The organism is Nocardiopsis sp. NPDC057823 (genome assembly GCF_042797335.1).
GTDB classification, from domain to species: Bacteria; Actinomycetota; Actinomycetes; order Streptosporangiales; family Streptosporangiaceae; genus Nocardiopsis; species Nocardiopsis changdeensis.
In genome coordinates, this window is record NZ_JBHVLR010000001.1 from 399516 (window position 1) to 418411 (window position 18896).

The window sequence follows — 18896 nt, forward strand, 5'->3', positions numbered from 1 at the left end:
GAGGGACTGGGATGACGACCACCTGGCTGGGACCCGAGGGGCGCGAGGCCGACCTGGCCGCGATGCGCGACGAGGAACTGGACGTCCTCGTCGTCGGCGGCGGCATCGTCGGCGCGGGCATCGCCCTGGACGCCGCCTCACGCGGGCTGTCCACGGGGCTGATCGAGGCGCGCGACTTCGCGTCGGGCACCTCCAGCAGGTCCAGCAAGCTGATCCACGGCGGACTGCGCTACCTGGAGCAGTTCGACTTCGAACTCGTTCAGGAGGCCCTGCACGAACGCGGCCTGCTGCTCACCACGATCGCCCCGCACCTGGTCCGCCCGGTCCCGTTCCTCTTCCCGTTCGCCCACCACTGGGAACGCTTCTACATCGGTGCGGGCGTCACCCTGTACGACACCCTCGCCCTCACCTCCCGCAACAACCGGGGGCTGCCCTCCCACCGGCACCTGACCCGCAACGGGGCGCTGCGGGTCTTCCCCGCGCTCAAGCGCGACGCGCTCGCCGGGGCCGTCCAGTACTGGGACTGCCAGGTGGACGACGCCCGGTTCGTCAGCACCGTGCTGCGCACCGCCGCCGGGCTCGGCGCGCGGATCGCCTCCCGGGTGCAGGCCGTCGGCTTCCTGCGCGAGGGCGAGCACGTGGTGGGCGCCCGCGCCGCCGACCTGGAGAAGGGCGAGGAGATCTCCATCCGCGCCCGCCAGGTCGTCAACGCCGCCGGCGTGTGGACCGACGAGATCCAGGAGATGGTCGGCGGCCGCGGGCAGATCCACGTCCGCGCCTCCAAGGGCGTCCACCTGGTGGTGCCCCGCGACCGCATCCAGGCCTCCTCGGGGATGATCCTGCGCACCGAGAAGAGCGTGCTGTTCGTCATCCCGTGGGGCCGCCACTGGATCATCGGCACCACCGACACCGCCTGGGACCTGGACAAGGAGAACCCGGCCGCCAGCCGCACCGACATCGACTACGTCCTGGACCACGTCAACCAGGTACTGCGCACCCCGCTGAGCAGGGACGACGTCGAAGGCGTCTACGCCGGCCTGCGCCCGCTGCTGTCGGGGGAGTCGGAGGAGACCTCCAAGCTCTCCCGCGAGCACGTGGTCGCCCACCCGGTGCCCGGCCTCGTCCTCATCGCGGGCGGCAAGTACACCACCTACCGGGTCATGGCCAAGGACGCCGTGGACGCCGTCGCCCACGGCCTGGGCGGGGGGATCCCCAAGTCCGTCACGGACAGGCTCCCGCTGGTGGGCGCCTCCGGGTACAGCGCCCTGGTCAACCAGCGCCACCGGCTCGCCCGGGAGACCGGGCTGCACGTCTCCCGCATCTCGCACCTGCTGCGCCGCTACGGGACCTGCGCCCGCGACCTGCTCGACCTGGTGCGGGAGGACCCCGACCTGGGCCGCTCGCTCGCCGGGGCCGACGACTACCTGCGCGCCGAGATCGTCTACGCGGTCCGCGCCGAGGGCGCCCGCCACCTGGAGGACGTCCTGTACCGGCGCACCCGGATCTCGTTCGAGACCTGGGACCGGGGCATCGCCGCCGCGGAGGAGGCCGCCGAGCTCATGGCCCCGCTGCTGGGCTGGGACGAGGGCCAGGCCGAACGCGAGGTCGAGTACTACCGCAAGGGCATCGAGGCCGAGCGCGCGGCCCAGGAGCAGGACACCGACCAGGAGGCGGACGCCATCCAGCACGGCGCCCCCGAGATCGTGCCGGAGGCGGGCATCCTCAGGCCGTGACGCCGATCCCGCCCCGGAGTGTCCCATGACACACACGGCGGGTTAGGGTGCGGGGGTACAGACCCCCGCACCCCGAGGAGCCCGACATGATCACGGTGCTGCTCGTCGAGGACGACGTGCGCCTCGCCGACGCCCTCGCCGGAGCCCTGGAGCCCCACGGGTACGCCGTCACCCAGGTGCGCACCGCCGAGCAGGCGCTGGCCGCCGACCCCGCCGACGTCGTCCTGCTGGACCTGGGCCTGCCCGACATGGACGGCGTCGAGCTGTGCCGGATGCTCCGCGAGCGCCACGGCGCCGGCGACACGGCGGTCATCATGGTGACCGCCCGCGGGCAGCAGCGCGAGCGCGTGCGCGGCCTGCGCGCGGGCGCCGACGACTACGTGGTCAAACCCCTGGCCATCGAGGAGCTGTGCGCCCGCATGGAGGCGGTGCTGCGCCGCATCCGCCGCCCCGCCGACGGTCCGCTGACCGCCGGACCCCTGCGGATCGACCCGGCCGGGCGCACGGTGGAGCTGGACGGGGCCCGTGTGGAGGTCACCCGCAAGGAGTTCGACCTGCTGCTGGCCCTGGCCCGGGAGGCCGGGAGCGTGCTGTCCCGCGAACACCTGCTGCTGCGGGTGTGGGGGACGACCTGGCCCGGCACGCTGCGCACCCTGGAGGTGCACGTGGGCACCCTGCGCTCCAAGCTCGGCGCGCCCGGCCTCATCGAGACGGTGCGCGGGGTCGGGTACCGGATGCCGGTCACCGGGCGGGCCGACGCGGCGCCGACCGGGCGGCACCGCTGAGCGGGGCCCGTGCCGATGCGCCGCCGGATCATCACCGTCTACGTGACCCTGCTGGTCGCGGCCTGCCTGGGGCTGGCCGCCCCGCTGTGCGTCAGCATCGCCGCCCGTGGCACCTCCGACATGTTCCTGGACCGCCTCAACGACACCGCCCGGTTCGCGAGCATCGCCGAACCCGCGGTCCTCGACGGGACCGGCGGCATGCTGGAGGCGGAGATGGCCGCCTACGACCGCCTCTACGGGATCACCGCCGTCGTCGTCGACCGGCACGGCCGGGTGGTGGCCGCCTCCCGGCCCGGCCTGGAGCTCTCGGACCTGGACCCCTCGGCCGACCCGGGCGAGCCGCCCGAGGAGGTCCGCAACGCCCTGGCCGGGAACCGGATGGGGGCGGGCGGCATCGTGTACCCCTGGCAGCGCGGCCCCCTCATCGTCGCCGAACCCGTCGGCCGCTCCGGGGAGGTCGTCGGCGCGGCCGTCACGGCCTCGCCCACCCGGTCCCTGCGCCGCGCCACCCGGAACCAGTGGGTGCTGGCGGCGGGCGGGGTCGCCGTGCTCATGGCCGCGGGCATCGCCGCCGCCGGGCCGCTCACCCGGTGGATCCTGCGGCCGATCGACGACCTGGGCGAGGCCACCCGCGCGGTGGCCGGGGGCAGTCTCGGCATCCGGGTGCGCACCGCCGCCGGCCCGGTCGAGCTGCGCCGGCTCGGGGAGTCCTTCAACCGGATGGCCGACACCATCACCGCCATGCTGGAGACCCAGCGGGTGTTCGTGGCCTACGCCGGGCACCAGGTGCGCAACCCCCTGGCCGCGCTGCGGCTGCGGGTGGACTCGCTGTCCCGGCACCTCGTCCCGCAGGGCCGGCAGGACCACCGGCTGGCCCTGGACGAGGTGGACCGGCTCACCCGCGTCTGCGACAGCCTGCTCACCCTGGCCCGGACCGAGGACGCCGAGCACACCGAGGTGTGGGAGGAGGTCGGCCAGGTCGTCGAGGACCGGCTGCGCTCGTGGGAGCCCATCGCCGAGCGGGTGGGCGCCGTCCTGGCGCGGCAGGGCGGCGAGGGGGTCCGGGTCAGGTGCGTGGAGGGCACCCTCGACCAGGCCCTGGACGCGCTCATCGACAACGCCCTGAAGTTCGGGGGCGAGGGCGTGCGGATCACCGTCCGGGTCGAGGAGGTCCCGCCCGGCCCCGGCCGGCCCGGCCACGTGGACGTCCACGTCCTCGACGACGGCCCGGGCCTGCCCGCCGAGCAGCTCGCACAGGCCACCCGCCCCTTCTGGAAGGACGGCGGTGTCGGCGGCTCCGGCCTGGGCCTGTCCATCGTCGTCACCCTGCTCGAACTCCAGGGGGCGTCGCTCACCCTGACCCCCGCGCGCCCCCGGGGCATCGACGCGCGCATCCGGCTGGTCACGGGGTCGGGGCGGGCTCCGGCCGGCGGTCCTGTGCGTACTTGACCTCCCGGTAGTAGTCGGCGGCCCCCGGGTGCAGGGGCACCGGCAGGGTGGAGATCGCCGACCGGGGGTGCAGCTGCAACGCCACCGGGTGGATCTCGGCCAGCCTCGCCCGGGAGGCGAAGAGCAGGCGGGTCAGCTCCTCCGCGTGGGCGTACGGCATGTCCGCGTTGACGACCAGCAGGCTCGGCACCCCGATGGTGCGGACCGCCGGGACCCCCGGATAGGTGTCGGCCGGCACCGGCAGCTCGGAGAAGTAGGCGCCGTACTCCTCGCTCAGCGCCGCCACGTGCCCGGACAGGTCCAGGAGCCGTACCGGGCGGCGTTCGGCCAGGTCCGCCACGGCCCCGGTGGGCAGGCCGCCGGACCAGAAGAAGGCGTCGATCTCGCCCCGCTCCAGCGCCGCCGCCGACTCCTCGATGGACAGCCACATGCGGTGCACGCCCCGGCCCTCCCGGCGGCCCCGGATCCCGCCCAGGCCCACCAGGTCCAGCAGCCTCTCGGCCATCATCTCGGTGCCCGACCCCCGCGCCCCGACCGAGACCACGCCCCCGGCCAGGTCGTCCAGGTCCTGGTAGGGGGAGTCCGCGCGCACGACCACGTGGGTGTGGTTGTCGTAGAGGCGGGCGACCGCGGCGATCGGCAGCGGCTCCTCGAACGGCGGTTCCCCGGCCACCGCGAGGGCTGCCACGTCGGCCAGGGTGAAGGCGGCGTCCACGCCGCCTTCGGCCACCAGCCGGTTGTTCTCCACGCTGGCCGCGGTGGCCAACGCCGTGATCCGGACGTTCTCCGTCCGGGAGGAGGCGATCCCGGCCAGGGCCGCACCGTACGCGTGGTAGACGCCGCCGTCGTCGCCGGTCCCCAGGCTCAGGTGCAGGGGCGCCGGTTCCACCGCCGCGGACCGTGTGAGCAGCGGCGCGGACACGGCGAGCACGAGGACGGCGGCGGTGAGGGGCCACAGGAGGCCGAGGGTGGGCCGCGACATGCCGAAACGATAGCAAGATGCGCGAAACCTCAGAGAAACCTCAAATGCCGGTGGAGGACACCGGATTCCGCCGGGATCGCGGCTACGTTTTCGACAGCGGAGTGGTGTGGGCCACAGCGCTCCGGGGGCCGCGTTCCTCCCGCGCCCCGGGGCCCGGCCCCACCCCTCCGCCGTATCCCCCGCGCCCGGTGCGGGAGGTCCCCGCGCCCCGACGGCCGCGGCGCCCGCCGCACCCGCGCTCCGTCCGCGCGGGTGCGGCGGGCCCGCTACCCTCGGCGGCATGTGGCGATGGAACCCCCGCGACCCGAAGCCGGCCCACGGATCCCCGGTCGAGCACCTGCTGGCCTCGGCGGCCCTGGGCACCGACCCCATGCTCCGGGCCGCGGCCGAGGAGGTCGCCGAGGGCGGCCTCGCCGCCGCCCTGCCGCTGCTCGCCGAGAGCCGGGAGGACGCCGAGACCCGCACCGCCACCGCCGAGGTGCTGGGCCGGGCCGCCGCCGACCGGATCGACGACCTGGGCGACCTCCTGGACACCGCCGACCGGGCCGACCTGATGCTGTGGCTGGGCAACGCCCTGATCGCCCACGCCCTGCGCGCCTCCGGCGGGGCCGCCGAGCGCAAGGCCGCCGAGGCCGCGCTGGACGACGCCCGCCGGGCGCTGGAGGCCGCCGCCGACCTGCGGCCCGACGACGCCGCGCCCTGGGTCGCGCTCCAGACCGTCGCCATGGGCGCGGGGGCCGACCGCGAGGAGAAGGACCGGCTGTGGGACGAGCTGCGGAGCCGGGACCCGCACCTGTTCGCCGCCCACGCGGGCCGGGTGCGCGTGCTGTCCCCGGCGCGCGGCGGCTCGGCCGAGGAGATGTTCGCGTTCGCCGGGTCCGCCGCCGACACCGCGCCCGGGGGCGACCCGCTGCCCGCCGTCCTGGCCCTGGCCCACGCCGAGTTCCTGCGCGCCGAGCACAAGCGGCTCAGGGCCGAGGGAGTGTTCGACTTCGTGGCGGGTCAGGCGATGGGGCGCCTGTACGGGGAGGCGGTGGAGGAGCTGTTCGGGCTGGCCCGCGCCTGGGCCGGGAGTGCCGTCCCGCACCCGCGCGACGTGCAGGCCCACCACCTGTTCGGGTGGGCGTTCCACCGGGCCGGGATGACCGAGGCCGCCCGCTGGCACCTGACCGCCGTCGGCAACCTGTACTGCGAGGTCCCCTGGGGGTTCTTCGGCGATGCCCGGACGCAGGTCGCCCGGGCCATGGAGGAGCTCGGCGTGCGCCCAGGCGGCCACCGGCCCCCGCCCGGAGCCGGGTGAGAGGACCCGGAACGCGCCCGAAAAGTCCTCGCCAACGGACTGACCAGCGGGACACAATGCACGGGTGCTACTGACGATCACCACCACCGCGACCCCGGCGGCCCCGGCCACGGACCTCGGATTCCTGCTCCACAAGAACCCGGAGCGGGCGCAGAGCTTCGAGCAGTCCTTCGGGACCGCCCATGTCTTCTACCCCGAGGCCACGGAGCAGCGCTGCACGGCCGCCCTGCTCCTGGAGGTCGACCCCCAGGCGCTGCTGCGGGCCCGCACCTCCGTCAGCACACCCGACTTCGCCCTGGCCCAGTACGTGAACGACCGCCCCTTCGCCACCTCCTCGCTGTTCACGGTGGCGCTGGGCCGGGTGTTCCGCTCCGCGCTCAAGGGCGCCTGCGAGGCCCGGCCGGAACTGGCCGCCGCCCCGCTGCCCCTCGAACTCCACCTGCCCGCGGTGCCCTGCCGGGCCGGCGCCGACAAGGCGCGCGCCCTGTTCGAGCCCCTGGGCTGGCGGGTGGCCGCCGAGCCCGTGCCGCTCGACCCCGGCCTGCCCGGCTGGGGCGACTCCCACTACCTGTCGCTGACCCTGTCCGGCGAGCAGGTGCTGTCCGAGGCGCTGAGCCACCTGTACGTCCTGCTGCCCGCCATGGACGGGAGCAAGCACTACTGGGTGGACCGCGGCGAGATCGACAAGCTGCTGCGCGCCGGGGGGCTGCGCGTCACCGACGCCGAGGAGCAGACCACCGAGGAGGACCCGCAGGCCCGGTCCCCCTGGCTGGCCCGCCACCCCGAGCGCGCCTGGATCACCCGCCGCTACCTCAACCGGCGCAACGCCTACGTGCGCACCGCCCTGGCCCGGCTGGCCGAGGCCGACGACCTCCCGGAGGAGGAGGCCGACCCGGCCCTGGAGGAGGCCCCCGCGGCGCCCGCGCCGGCCCGGGCGGGGGAGGAGCGCCCGCCCTCGCTGGCCGAGCAGCGCGCCGGGGCGGTCCTGGCCGTGCTGCGCGCCGAGAACGCCTCCAGCGTCCTGGACCTGGGCTGCGGCCCCGGCGCCCTGCTGGCGAAGCTGGTCGCCGACCCGACCCTGGAGCGGATCACCGGTGTGGACGTGGACGCCGTCACCCTCCAGATGGCCCACCGCAAGACCTGCCGGGGCTGCGCCCCGAACGGCCGCGGACGCCACCGCGACCTGTTCGCCGACACCGTGGGCCTCCGGGAGCAGGGCGGGCGCCCGCCCCGGCCCGAGCTGCTCATCGGCTCGGCCGTCTACCGGGACGCCCGCTTCGCCGGGCACGACGCCGTCGTGCTGATGGAGGTCGTCGAGCACATCGACCCTGAGCGGCTGCCGGCGCTGGAGGAGAGCGTCTTCTCCGCCGCGCACCCCCGCGTCGTCGTGGTCACCACCCCCAACGCCGAGTACAACGTCCACTACGAGGGCCTGGCCGACGGCGCGTTCCGCCACCGGGACCACCGCTTCGAGTGGACCCGCGCCGAGTTCACCCTGTGGGCGGACGCCGTCGCCGAACGCAACGGCTACACCGTCCGCTACCTGCCCGTGGGTCCGCAGGACCCCGCCACCGGCTCCCCGACCCAGATGGGAGTGTTCACCCGATGAACACCGATGAGACCGCCCCGGACACCGCCCCCCGCGTCCTGGGCGTGCCCGCCATGGGACTCGTCGTGCTGGTCGGCGTGTCCGGCTCGGGCAAGTCCACCTTCGCCGCCCGCCACTTCAAGCCCACCGAGGTCATCTCCTCCGACTTCTGCCGCGGGCTGGTCAGCGACGACGAGAACGACCAGGGCGCCACCGCCGACGCCTTCTCCCTGCTGCACACCGTCCTGGACATCCGGCTGCGCCGCGGCCTGCTCACCGTGGTGGACGCCACCAACGTGCAGTCCAAGGCCCGCGCCGAACTCCTGGCCGTGGCCAAGGCCAACAACGTGCTGTCCACGGCGATCGTCCTCGACGTGCCCGAGGCCCTGGCCAAGGAGCGCAACCGGACCCGGCCCGACCGGGACTTCGGCGACCACGTCATCCCCCGTCAGCGCCGCGACCTGCGCCGCAGCCTCAAGTACCTGCGCAAGGAGGGGTTCCGCAAGGTCCACGTCCTCAAGGGCGTCGAGGAGATCGACGCCGCCGTCATCGAGCGCGAGCGCGCCTGGCCGGACAAGCGCGAGCTCACCGGCCCCTTCGACATCATCGGCGACGTCCACGGCTGCCGGGAGGAGCTGGAGGAGCTGCTCACGTCCCTGGGCTACGGGATCACCCGGGACGACCGGGGCAGGGCCGTCGGCGCCCGCCACCCGCAGGGCCGCACCGCGGTGTTCGTCGGCGACCTCGTGGACCGGGGCCCCGACACCCCGGGTGTGCTGCGCCTGGCCATGGGCATGGTCCGCGACGGCGACGCCCTCTGCGTGCCGGGCAACCACGAGAACAAGCTCATCCGGGCGCTGCGCGGCGTCAAGGTCACCACCACCCACGGGCTCGCCGAGTCCCTGGAGCAGCTGGGAAGGGAGAGCGAGGAGTTCCGCAGGGAGGTCCTCGACTTCTGCGACGGCCTGGTCAGCCACCTGGTCCTCGACGGGGGGAGGCTGGTGGTCGCCCACGCCGGGCTCAAGGAGGCCTACCACGGCCGCGCCTCCGGCCGGGTGCGCTCCTTCGCCCTGTACGGCGACACCACCGGCGAGACCGACGAGTACGGGCTGCCGGTGCGCCTGCCCTGGGCCCGCGACTACCGGGGCAGGGCGGCCGTCGTGTACGGCCACACCCCCGTGCTCAAGGCCGAGTGGGTCAACAACACCCTGTGCCTGGACACCGGCTGCGTGTTCGGCGGGAAGCTGACCGCGCTGCGCTACCCCGAGCGCGAGATCGTCGACGTCGACGCGCGCCGGACCTGGTACGAGCCGGTCCGGCCGCTGGGCGGCGAGGCCCCGGCGGGCGCGGAGGGCGGGGAGCGCTCCGACACGCTGGTGGACATCACCGACGTGGGCGTCGGCGACCACCACCCCGGCCTGATCGTCGAGACGGAGTTCGGGACCGTCCGCGCCAACGGCGCGTCCACCCTGGGTGCGCTGGAGGTGATGAGCCGGTTCTCCGTCGACCCGCGGTGGCTGCTGTACCTGCCGCCGACCATGGCGCCGGCGCCCACCGCCGCGGCCCCCGGGTACCTGGAGCACCCCGACGAGGCGTTCGCCTGGTACCGCGCCGCCGGTGTCGGGCAGGTCGTGTGCGAGGAGAAGCACATGGGCTCGCGCGCCGTCGCCGTGCTGTGCCGCGACGAGGCGGCCGCCGAACGGCGGTTCGCCCCGGGCGCCCTGGGCACGGTGTACACCCGCACCGGGCGGCCGTTCTTCGCCGACCCCGTGCTGCGCGGCGAGGTGGTGGACCGGCTGCGCGCCGCCGTCACCGGGGCCGGCCTGTGGGACCGCCTGGGCACCGACTGGGTCGCCCTGGACGGGGAGCTGCTGCCCTGGTCGGCCAAGGCCCGCACGCTCATCCGCGACCAGTACGCCTCGGTGGGCGCGGCCGCCCGCGCCGCCCTGCCCGCCGCGGGCGCGGCGCTGGCCGCGGCCGCCGAGCGCGGCCTGGACGTGGGCCGCCTGGTGGACCGGGTCGCGCGGAGCACGGAGCAGATGGAGGAGTTCAGCCGGGTGTACCGGCGCTACTCCTGGGACACCGACGGCGTCGCCGGGCTCCGGTTCGCGCCCTTCGCGGTGCTGGCCTCCGAGGGCCGCGAGTACTCCGACGCCGACCACCTGTGGCACATGGCCACCGCGGAGCGGCTGGCCGAGGCGGACCCGCTGGTGCGTTCCACCCGCTACCGGGTGGTGGACACCACCGACCCGGCCGCCTGCGCCTCGGCCGCCGCCTGGTGGCAGGAGATGGTGGACGCCGGGGGCGAGGGCATGGTCGTCAAGCCGCTCCAGGGCGCCCGCGCCACGGGCGCCAAGGGGCTGACCCAGCCCGGCCTGAAGGTGCGCGGCCCCGAGTACCTGCGGATCATCTACGGCCACGACTACACCGACCCCGACCGCCTGGAGGTCCTCAAGGACCGGAAGCTGGGCGGCAAGCTCGGGCTGGCCATGCGCGAGCACAAGCTGGGGCTGGAGGCCCTGGCCCGGCACGCCCGCCGCGAGCCGCTGTGGCGGGTCCACGAACCGGTGTTCGCGGCCCTGGCGCTGGAGACCGAACCGGTCGACCCGCGCCTGTAGGACGCGGGGCTTTTGGTCGGATCGTACGAAGCGAGGGCGGGGCGGGACCGGGCGGATCACACCAACCCGGGACCGCTTCGCCTTCTTTTCATGTCGCCTCCTACCAACGGACACGGGAAAGGGACATGATGTCCCCGCCCCTGCTCCCCAGTACCCCCGGAGAGAACGTGTCCCCCACCCGACCACGGCGCCTGATCGCGCCGACGTCCGCCGCCGCCGCGGCGGTGCTGCTGGCCGCGGCCCTGGGCCCGGTCCCTGCCGCCGCCGACACCGGCACCCCGGTGATCGCGGAGGTCTACGGAGGCGGCGGCAACAGCGGAGCGACGCTGCGCCACGACTTCGTCGAGCTGGGCAACGCCGCGGGCGCCCCGGTCACCGTCGACGGCTGGAGCGTCCAGTACCTCCCGGCCTCGCCGAAGCCGACCACCAACGTGCAGGTCACCCCGCTGGCGGGGGAGATCCCCGCCGGGGGCCGCTACCTGGTCCGCCAGGCCGCGGGCACCGGGGGAGAGGTCGACCTCCCCGCCCCGGACGCCGCCGGATCGACCAACATGTCGGCCACGGCGGGCACCGTCCTGCTCGTCTCCGGCACCGAGCCCGTCGAGTGCCGCACCGCAGCCGACTGCGCCGCGGACGGGTCCGTCGTCGACATCGTCGGCTACGGCGGAGCCGAGGTCCGCGAGGGGGAGTCCGCCCCCCGGCTCTCCAACACCACTGCGGCCGCCCGCGGCGACGACCTCGACGACACCGGCGACAACGCCGCCGACTTCACCGCCGGCGGGCCCACGCCCGTGAACGCGGCCGGAGAGGGCCCCGACGAGGGTCCGGGGGAGCCCGGCGGCCCCGGCGAGCCCGGGGACCTGCGCATCCACGACATCCAGGGCGTCACCCGCGTCTCCCCGCACGCCGGGGACACCGTGTCCGGGGTACCCGGCGTGGTCACCGCCGTCAACGCCTTCGGCAGCGCGCAGGGCTTCTGGTTCCAGGACCCCGAGGGCGACGGCGACCCGCGCACCAGCGAGGGCCTGTTCGTCTTCACCGGCTCCACCGCGCCCGGCGTCGCACCCGGCGACGAGGTCCTGGCCTCCGGCCGGGTCGACGAGTACCGGCCCGCCTCCGGCACACAGACCATCACCCAGCTCGACCGGGCGCAGTGGACGGTCCTGTCCACCGGCAACGCCATTCCGGAGTCGGTGGTCCTGGAGGCCGGGGTGATCCCCGCCGAGTACGCCCCCGACCACGGCGGCGACATCTCCGGCCTGGAGCTGGCGCCCGACACCTACGCCCTGGACTTCTGGGCCGCCCACGAGCACATGATGGTCCGGTTCGAGGACGCCCCCGTCATCGCCCCCACCGACCCCTACCACGCCTTCTGGGTCACCGTGGAGCCCGGGCACAACCGCACCGCCAACGGCGGCGTGGCCTACGGCTCCTACGACGACCCCAACGCGGGACGGGTCAAGGTCGAGTCCCTGCTCGACCGCGACGTCCACCCGTTCCCCCGGGTCGACGTGGGCGACACCCTCGCCGGGGTGACCGAGGGGCCGGTGTACTACAGCCGCTTCGGCGGCTACCTCGTGCGCGCCACCACCCTGGGCGAGCACGTGCCCGGCGGCCTGGAGCGCACCCCCGTCCGCGGCACCGAACGGTACGAGGTCTCCATCGCCACCTACAACGTCGAGAACCTCGGCGGCCAGGACGATCAGGCCGAGTACGACGCGCTGGCCACCGGCATCGTCGAGTACCTCGACGCGCCCGACATCATCGGCCTGGAGGAGATCCAGGACGACAACGGCGAGGTGGACGACGGGACCGTCGACGCCGGCGTCACCCTGGACCGGCTCACCGCCGCGATCGAGGCGCAGGGCGGGCCGGCCTACGAGTGGCGGCAGATCAGCCCCGAGGACAAGCAGGACGGCGGAGCGCCCGGCGGCAACATTCGCAACGCCTTCCTCTTCGACCCGGCCCGCGTGCAGTTCGTGGACCGCCCCGGCGGCGACGCCACCACCGCCGTCGAGGTCGTCCGGGGCTCCCGCGGCGCCGAGCTGTCGGTCTCCCCGGGCCGCATCGAGCCCGCGGACCCGGCCTGGGACGACAGCCGCAAGCCGCTGGTCGGCCACTTCCGCGCCCTCAACCGGGACATCTACGTGGTGACCAACCACTTCAACTCCAAGGGCGGCGACCAGGCGCTGCACGGTGTCGTGCAGCCGCCGGTCCGCACCAGCGAGCAGCAGCGCAACGCCCAGGCGGAGCTGGTGGCCGGCTTCGCCGACGAGCTGCTGGCCGTGGATCCGGACGCCAACCTGGTGGTCATGGGGGACCTCAACGACTTCCAGTTCTCCCGGACCCTGGAGATCCTCACCGGCGACGGGCCGCTGTACAACCCGATGACGGACCTGCCCGCCCCGGAGCGCTACAACTACGTGTTCGACGGCAACTCCCAGGCCCTGGACCACATCCTGGTCAACCGGGAGATCGCCGGCCGCGTGGACTACGGCATCGCGCGGATCAACTCCGAGTTCCACGACCAGGTCAGCGACCACGACCCGCAGGTGCTGTGGCTGGACACCCGCCGCTCCACCCCGCCGGGCCGCTCCTGACCCGGCCCCTCGCACGGTGCGCCCCGGCCGGGAACCGGCCGGGGCGCACCGTGTCCCTCCGCGGGGACCTCAGCGCACGTCCCTGCGGGCCAGCACCACCGCGGCCAGGGCCCACAGGACGAGGGTGCCCGCGACCGCCGCGAACACGAGGGGGAGCACCGTCGGCGGGTCCAGGGCCCCGGCGTCGGCGACGGCCGTGCTGCCGAGGCTGAGCGCGTTGCCGACCAGGGCCTGGGGGACCAGGTACGGGACCGCCCCGCCCGCCCCGGAGTAGAGCACGCCGACACCGGCGACGCAGCCCAGGAGCCCGAGGGCCACGGGCGCGGCGAAGGAGCGGACCAGCATCGACAGCAGGGACTGCAGTGCGACGACCGGCAGGGCGGCGACCGCGCCCAGCAGCGTCGCGGCCGCGCTGTGCCAGGGCGGCGGGCCGTCCAGCCCCAGGACGAGCTTCCCGCTCAGGGTCATCAGCCCGAACAGGACGAGCTGCATGACCACGACGACCAGGGCGAGGGAGGCGAGTTTGGCGCCGAAGACCGCGGAGGCCCGCACGGGCGCGGCCATCAGCAGGTTCCAGTTGTGGCCGCGGTGCTCCATGCGCCAGGCGGCCGACGCCGTCACGGCGATCCCCATCGACATGAACAGCATGCCGTAGAAGATCACGACCTGCGACCAGTAGGACGCCCATCCGGAGGACAGCGCCTCCACGTTGGCGCCGTAGTTCACGGTCCCGGTGACGACCGCGAGCAGGGGCAGCACCACGGCCGTGATCCACAGGGCCGAGCGGCGCAGTTTGGCGAGTTCGGCGAGGACCATCCCCTCACACCTCCGTCCGGTCGAAGCGGCGGGTGGCCGCGCCGAACAGGACGGCCACGACCACCAGGAACACGGCCAGCCAGCCGTACCCGGGGGTCACCGGGACGAAGCCCCCGTCGTCCATCCCCAGCGGAGAGACGACCGCGTAGTACCCCCAGGGCAGGCTCCGGGCCAGGGCCGGCGGCATCAGCAGGGAGAACACCCCGCAGAACGCGCCGAGCAGCCCGACGCCCATCCCGACCAGCTGGTTCTCCACACGGGCGGCCAGCCACACGTGCAGGCACAGCAGCGCCAGGTCCACCAGGAGCAGGCCGGCCGCGTACCCGGCCCACATGCCGGGGGACGGCGGCACGGTGATCCCGGCGACCAGGCCGGCGGCGAGGACCAGGGCGGTCTGGACGGCCACCGCGACCGCCAGCAGCAGCCCCAGCACCGCGGCCTTGGCCCGGCACAGCCGCCCCGGGCGGAACCCGGACACCTGCGCCAGGGTCCAGCCCTGCCCCTGGTGCTCGATGTCCACCTGCCTGCTGGCCAGCACCGCCACGAGGAGGGGGGAGGTCATGGCCGAGACCATGACGTAGCTCATGAGCAGGCTCTCCCACGGCTGGGCGGACGGGTCGCCGAAGCCCTCCCGAGCGGAGTCCGACATGAGGTTCGCACAGCTCAGGGCGACGACGGCGGCCACCATGGCCGAGCAGACCAGAAGGACCCGGAGCCTGCGCGCCTTGCGTATCTCGAGTTCGACCACCGTCGGTATCACAGCAGCCCCTCACGGCCGGTGAGGTCCATGAAGACCTCCTCCAGGGACCGGCGGACCCGCCGCACCCCGTGGATCGGCACGTCGCCCCCGACGAGCCGCCGCACGAGCGCGGCCGTGTCCTCGTCCCCGAAACCGGACAGGCGCAGACCCCCCTCTGTGCGCACGGCGGGGATGCCCAGGGCCAGGGCCCGTTCGGGCTCGGGGGTGTCGACGAGCAGGTCCGGGGTGCTGCGGGCGAACAGCTCGGACCGGGTGCCCTGGAAGATCAGCCTCCCCCGGCCGAGGATGCCCAGGACCGACGCCATCCTGTCGATCTCGTCCAGCAGGTGGCTGGAGACCATGACCGTGACGCCGTTCCCCGCCAGCGACACCAGCAGTTCGCGGATCTCCTCGATGCCGGCGGGGTCCAGGCCGTTGGTGGGCTCGTCCAGGATGAGCAGGCGCGGCTCCCGGGCCAGGGCCATCGCGATGCCCAGGCGCTGCTTCATCCCCAGTGAATACTCGCGGACCGGCTTGTCCATGTGCCCCTGGAGGCGCACGGTGGCGACCGCCCGGGAGACCTGCCCCCCGGTCAGTCCGAGCATCCGCCGGACGATCTCCATGTTCTCCCGCCCGGTCAGGTGGCCGTACCCGGGAGGCGCCTCGATGAGCGAGCCGACCTCCCGCAGGATGCCGGCGCGGGTGGTCCGGTTCATCGGCCGTCCGAGGACGGTGATCTCGCCGCGGCTGGGCCGGGCCAGGGACAGCAGCATCTTCATGGTGGTGGACTTGCCCGAGCCGTTGGGGCCCAGGAAGCCGTACACACAGCCCTGCGGCACCCGCAGGTCGAGGTCGTCGACGACCGTGCGCGAACCGTAGGTCTTCGTCAGGCGGTGGGTGGTGATGATGTCGTCCATGCGGCTCCTTTCGACGAGGAGCCTCCGGCACGGCACCCGGGGAGGCCATCGTGCCGGGGGATGAAGTGCGCGCTCCCACCCCGGGTGGAGGGGCGGGCCCCTCCGGCGGGCACGGCAGCCGCGGGCCCCGCTCACGCCTCCCGGAGCAGGTCCCCGCGGTCGACCAGCCCGGCGCGGAACGCGAACAGCACCGCCTGGACGCGGTCGCGGGAGCCGGTTTTGGCCAGCACCTGGCCGACGTGGGTCTTCACGGTGGGCATGGACAGCACGAGGCGCTCGCAGATCTCGGTGTTCGTGTACCCGAGCGCCATGGCGACGAGGACCTCCTGCTCGCGCGGGGTCAGGGAGTCGACGGCGCGGCGGGTGCCCCGGTCCGGCCGGGCCGCGGGGGCGGAGGGGCCGCCGAGCAGCGGGCGCACGTGCCGGAGCAGCCTCCGCGTGGCGCTGGCCGAGACGACCGAGTCGCCGCCGTGCACCGTCCGCACCGCCGCCAGCAGCTCCTCCGGCGGGGTGTTCTTGAGCAGGAAGCCCGCGGCCCCGGCCTCGACGCCCTCGACCACGTACTCGTCGGTGTCGAAGGTGGTGAGGATGACGATGCGGCACCCCGCGCCCGAGGACACGAGGGAGCGGGTGGCGCTCAGCCCGTCCGTGCCGGGCATCTGGACGTCCATGAGCAGCACGTCGACGGGGTCGTCCCGCTGCCGGGCGACGGCCTGCGCTCCGTCGGCGGCCTCCCAGGCGACGGCCATGTCCGGCTGGGAGTCGATGACCATCGCCATGCCCGCCGTGAACAGCACCTGGTCGTCGGCCAGGCCCACGCGGATCACGCGTTCCCCCAGGGGACCACCGCGCGCACCCGCCAGGCGCGGGTCGCGGCGTCGGCACCGGCCTCCAGGACGCCGCCGTGCAGGCCGACGCGCTCGCGCATGCCGATCAGGCCGTGCCCGGGGCCGCGCCGAACGCCCTCCGGGGGCGCTCCGTCCGGGGAGGGGGCCGCGGGCACCGGATCGCGGACGGGGTTGACCACGACGATCTCGACCCGCCCGGGCGACCAGGTGAACCCGACCCGGACGGCCGGGGAGCCCGCGTGCTTCAGCGCGTTGGCGAGGGACTCCTGCACGATGCGGTAGATCGTCAGGGACGCGGTCGCCGGCAGGGGCGGGTCGTCCGCGGCACCGTCGCCGTCGCCCGGTGCGGGAGGGGACCCGTGCCGGGTCAGGCCGATCCGCAGGCCGGCGCGGCGGTACTCCTCGACCAGACCGGGCAGGTCCCCCACCCCGGGCGCCGGGGCCGCCCCGCGGCCCTCTCCGTCGCGCAGGACGCCCAGCAGCCGGTGCAGCTCCCCGGCCGACTCGCGGCCCACCTGGGAGATGGTGGCCAGGGCGGTCACCGCGCGTTCGGGGGCGGCCTCCGCGGCGTAACGGCCCCCGTCGGCCTGGGCGACGATGACGTTCAGCGAGTGCGCGAGGACGTCGTGCACCTCGCGGGCGATCCGGGTCCGCTCGTCCAACGCGGCCAGGCGCACCTCCTGGGCCCGCCGGTCCTCCAGCAGGCGGGCGTGTTCGACGACACGGGCGAACTCCTCGCGGTTGCGCCTGCGGAACGCGCCGAGCAGGGAGAACAGCGCGACGGCCGTCCACGCCGAGCCGACGCTGTTGAGGCGCGGGGCGGGGTCCGCCGAGAGGTCCTCCGCCGGGATGTCGAAGACCGCCCACGCCGCGCCGGCCAACAGCAGGACGAAGCCGACGGCGCGCCACGGGAGGGGGAGTTCGGCCTGCACCGTGTAGGCCGCGACCAGCGCGCTGATCGCCACCATGGACGTGAGGTGGTCCAGCCACAGGATGTGGCACGCCAGCAGCACGGCCAGGGCCGCCATGGCCGGGAGCGGGCGGACGCGGCGCAGGGCCAGGGCGGCACAGCACGCGGCGGCCGTACCGAGGTAGGCCCACGGTCCGGTGCCGTGGGGGCCGGTCTCCGGCAGGGAGAGGGCCGCCAGCCCGAACCAGGCCGCCGCCCAGAACGCGTCCACGGCGAGCACGTGGCGCCGGGCCCACAGGGTCGCGCCGTCCAGGAGGGAGCGTGGGAGCAGGTCGGGCATTCCTCCACGATAGGAACGCGCGGGCCGCGGGGCCTCATGCCCCGGCATGAGATCGGGACGTCCGAAAGGCGGTACCGGACGCGGCGGCGACGCGGCGGCACCGCCGAAGGGCGGGGCCGGAGACCTCTGGTCGGGCCCGCCGGAGCGGCGCGCCCACGGGGCCGCACCAGCGGGACGCCTATGCTGGGGAGCGCCCGCCGTACAGCGGGTCCACTTTACCCAAGGAAGCACAAGCATGAACGTACTGCTCACCGGAGGCGCCGGGTACATCGGCTCGCACACCGCGGTCGAACTCCTGGAGGCCGGCCACCGGGTCGTCGTCCTGGACAACCTGGTGAACAGCCACGCCGAGTCCCTGCGCCGGGTCGAGCAGATCACCGGACACGCGCCCGTGCTGGTGACCGGCGACTGCGCCGACCGGGAGACCGTCGACCGCGTCCTGGCCGAGCACGGCATCGACGCCGTCGTCCACACGGCCGGCCTCAAGGCCGTCGGGGAGTCCGTCGCCCAGCCCCTGCGCTACTACCGCAACAACCTCGACGCCCTCCTCTCCCTGGTCGAGGCCATGGACGCCCGGGGCGTCCGCAACCTGGTCTTCAGCTCCTCGGCCACGGTCTACGGCGACCCCGAGACGGTGCCCATCCCCGAGGACGCCCCGCTCAGCGCCACCAACCCCTACGGCGCCACCAAGCTGTTCGGCGAGCGCATCCTGGGGGACCTGGCCGCCGCCGACCCGCGCTGGCACATCGTGTCCCTGCGCTACTTCAACCCCGTCGGGGCCCACCCCAGCGGCCTGATCGGCGAGGACCCGCAGGGCGTCCCCAACAACCTGCTGCCCTACATCGCCCAGGTCGCCGCGGGCCGCCGCGAGTTCCTCCAGGTGTTCGGCGACGACTACGACACCGCCGACGGCACCGGCGTCCGCGACTACCTGCACGTCGTCGACCTGGCCCGCGGGCACCTGGCCGCCCTGCACCACCTGGCCGACGCCCCCGGCCACCGGGTCTACAACCTCGGCAGCGGCAAGGGGTACTCGGTCATGGAGTGCCTGCACGCGTTCGAGCGGGCCGTGGGCCGCTCCCTGCCCTACAAGGTGGTCCCGCGCCGCCCCGGCGACATCGCCGTCTGCTCCGCCGACCCCTCCGCCGCCGCCCGCGACCTGGGCTGGAAGGCCGACCGCGACCTGGACGAGGCCTGCGCCGACGCCTGGCGCTGGCAGTCGGCCAACCCGCGGGGGTTCGCGGGCTGAGCCCGACCGCACACCCGCCGGG

Annotated in this window: 14 protein-coding genes; 8 read left to right on the top strand and 6 right to left on the bottom strand. The window is 74.6% G+C overall.

The features are described from left to right. Nucleotides 1-11: 11 nt before the first annotated feature. The 3 genes from glpD to ACFVNO_RS01895 all read left to right on the top strand — a co-directional run bounded on the left by glpD (nt 12) and on the right by ACFVNO_RS01895 (nt 3967). Nucleotides 12-1733: a glycerol-3-phosphate dehydrogenase gene (gene glpD, locus ACFVNO_RS01885; protein ID WP_355256158.1), complete on the top strand. Its 1722-nt coding sequence runs from the start codon at nt 12-14 to the stop codon at nt 1731-1733. Between the two features lie 86 nt (nt 1734-1819). After that, nucleotides 1820-2518 (top strand): response regulator transcription factor, encoded by a 699-nt coding sequence (locus tag ACFVNO_RS01890; protein WP_355256161.1) that lies wholly within the window; start codon nt 1820-1822, stop codon nt 2516-2518. A 15-nt stretch (nt 2519-2533) separates the two neighbouring features. Continuing rightward, nucleotides 2534-3967, top strand: a complete 1434-nt coding sequence (locus tag ACFVNO_RS01895) for an ATP-binding protein (protein ID WP_378889188.1) — start codon at nt 2534-2536, stop codon at nt 3965-3967. Here ACFVNO_RS01895 and ACFVNO_RS01900 read toward each other — a convergent pair. Next, nucleotides 3921-4949 (bottom strand): TAXI family TRAP transporter solute-binding subunit, encoded by a 1029-nt coding sequence (locus ACFVNO_RS01900; RefSeq protein WP_378888470.1) that lies wholly within the window; start codon nt 4947-4949, stop codon nt 3921-3923. The two genes, ACFVNO_RS01895 and ACFVNO_RS01900, sit on opposite strands and share 47 nt — an antisense overlap. 280 nt (nt 4950-5229) lie before the next feature. On the opposite strand from ACFVNO_RS01900, the gene ACFVNO_RS01905 reads away from it, so the two are divergent. The 4 genes from ACFVNO_RS01905 (at nt 5230) to ACFVNO_RS01920 (ending at nt 13055) form a co-directional block, all read left to right on the top strand. Further along, the gene (locus tag ACFVNO_RS01905) at nt 5230-6249 is read left to right on the top strand and encodes a hypothetical protein (protein WP_355256167.1); all 1020 of its coding nucleotides are present in this window, start codon (nt 5230-5232) and stop codon (nt 6247-6249) included. A 64-nt stretch (nt 6250-6313) separates the two neighbouring features. Beyond that, nucleotides 6314-7858 carry a 3' terminal RNA ribose 2'-O-methyltransferase Hen1 gene (locus ACFVNO_RS01910; protein ID WP_355256170.1) on the top strand — a complete coding sequence of 515 codons (1545 nt, stop codon included), beginning with the start codon at nt 6314-6316 and terminating at the stop codon, nt 7856-7858. After that, nucleotides 7855-10455, top strand: coding sequence for a polynucleotide kinase-phosphatase (locus ACFVNO_RS01915; RefSeq protein ID WP_355256173.1), 2601 nt, complete (start codon nt 7855-7857; stop codon nt 10453-10455). The genes ACFVNO_RS01910 and ACFVNO_RS01915 overlap by 4 nt, the downstream gene beginning before the upstream one ends. Nucleotides 10456-10622: 167 nt before the next feature. Beyond that, complete coding sequence (locus tag ACFVNO_RS01920) at nt 10623-13055, top strand: endonuclease/exonuclease/phosphatase family protein (RefSeq protein ID WP_378888475.1); 2433 nt, start codon at nt 10623-10625, stop codon at nt 13053-13055. A 69-nt stretch (nt 13056-13124) separates the two neighbouring features. Here the strand turns inward: ACFVNO_RS01920 and ACFVNO_RS01925 are convergent, their stop codons facing one another. The 5 genes from ACFVNO_RS01925 to ACFVNO_RS01945 all read right to left on the bottom strand — a co-directional run bounded on the left by ACFVNO_RS01925 (nt 13125) and on the right by ACFVNO_RS01945 (nt 17625). After that, nucleotides 13125-13871, bottom strand: coding sequence for an ABC transporter permease (locus ACFVNO_RS01925; RefSeq protein WP_355256176.1), 747 nt, complete (start codon nt 13869-13871; stop codon nt 13125-13127). Between the two features lie 4 nt (nt 13872-13875). Continuing rightward, on the bottom strand, nt 13876-14631 hold the full coding sequence (locus tag ACFVNO_RS01930) for an ABC transporter permease (protein WP_378888479.1): 756 nt from the start codon (nt 14629-14631) through the stop codon (nt 13876-13878). Then, the gene (locus ACFVNO_RS01935) at nt 14628-15527 is read right to left on the bottom strand and encodes an ABC transporter ATP-binding protein (RefSeq protein WP_378888482.1); all 900 of its coding nucleotides are present in this window, start codon (nt 15525-15527) and stop codon (nt 14628-14630) included. The genes ACFVNO_RS01930 and ACFVNO_RS01935 overlap by 4 nt, the downstream gene beginning before the upstream one ends. Nucleotides 15528-15658: 131 nt before the next feature. Continuing rightward, the gene (locus ACFVNO_RS01940) at nt 15659-16354 is read right to left on the bottom strand and encodes a response regulator (RefSeq protein WP_378888485.1); all 696 of its coding nucleotides are present in this window, start codon (nt 16352-16354) and stop codon (nt 15659-15661) included. Beyond that, nucleotides 16351-17625 (bottom strand): sensor histidine kinase, encoded by a 1275-nt coding sequence (locus ACFVNO_RS01945; protein ID WP_378888488.1) that lies wholly within the window; start codon nt 17623-17625, stop codon nt 16351-16353. Before ACFVNO_RS01945 ends, ACFVNO_RS01940 begins: the two co-directional genes overlap by 4 nt. A gap of 235 nt (nt 17626-17860) precedes the next feature. On the opposite strand from ACFVNO_RS01945, the gene galE reads away from it, so the two are divergent. After that, a complete protein-coding gene (galE, locus tag ACFVNO_RS01950) occupies nt 17861-18874 on the top strand; it encodes a UDP-glucose 4-epimerase GalE (RefSeq protein ID WP_355256191.1) in 1014 nt (337 codons plus the stop codon). The last annotated feature ends 22 nt before the right edge of the window (nt 18875-18896 follow it).

Bases quoted from the DNA above. Each gene is read 5' to 3' on its own strand.
- glpD (WP_355256158.1), top strand. From the start codon at position 12: ATGACGACCACCTGGCTGGGACCCGAGGGGCGCGAGGCCGACCTGGCC.
- ACFVNO_RS01890 (WP_355256161.1), top strand. From the start codon at position 1,820: ATGATCACGGTGCTGCTCGTCGAGGACGACGTGCGCCTCGCCGACGCC.
- ACFVNO_RS01895 (WP_378889188.1), top strand. From the start codon at position 2,534: ATGCGCCGCCGGATCATCACCGTCTACGTGACCCTGCTGGTCGCGGCC.
- ACFVNO_RS01900 (WP_378888470.1), bottom strand. From the start codon at position 4,949: ATGTCGCGGCCCACCCTCGGCCTCCTGTGGCCCCTCACCGCCGCCGTC.
- ACFVNO_RS01905 (WP_355256167.1), top strand. From the start codon at position 5,230: ATGTGGCGATGGAACCCCCGCGACCCGAAGCCGGCCCACGGATCCCCG.
- ACFVNO_RS01915 (WP_355256173.1), top strand. From the start codon at position 7,855: ATGAACACCGATGAGACCGCCCCGGACACCGCCCCCCGCGTCCTGGGC.
- ACFVNO_RS01925 (WP_355256176.1), bottom strand. From the start codon at position 13,871: ATGGTCCTCGCCGAACTCGCCAAACTGCGCCGCTCGGCCCTGTGGATC.
- ACFVNO_RS01935 (WP_378888482.1), bottom strand. From the start codon at position 15,527: ATGGACGACATCATCACCACCCACCGCCTGACGAAGACCTACGGTTCG.
- ACFVNO_RS01945 (WP_378888488.1), bottom strand. From the start codon at position 17,625: ATGCCCGACCTGCTCCCACGCTCCCTCCTGGACGGCGCGACCCTGTGG.
- galE (WP_355256191.1), top strand. From the start codon at position 17,861: ATGAACGTACTGCTCACCGGAGGCGCCGGGTACATCGGCTCGCACACC.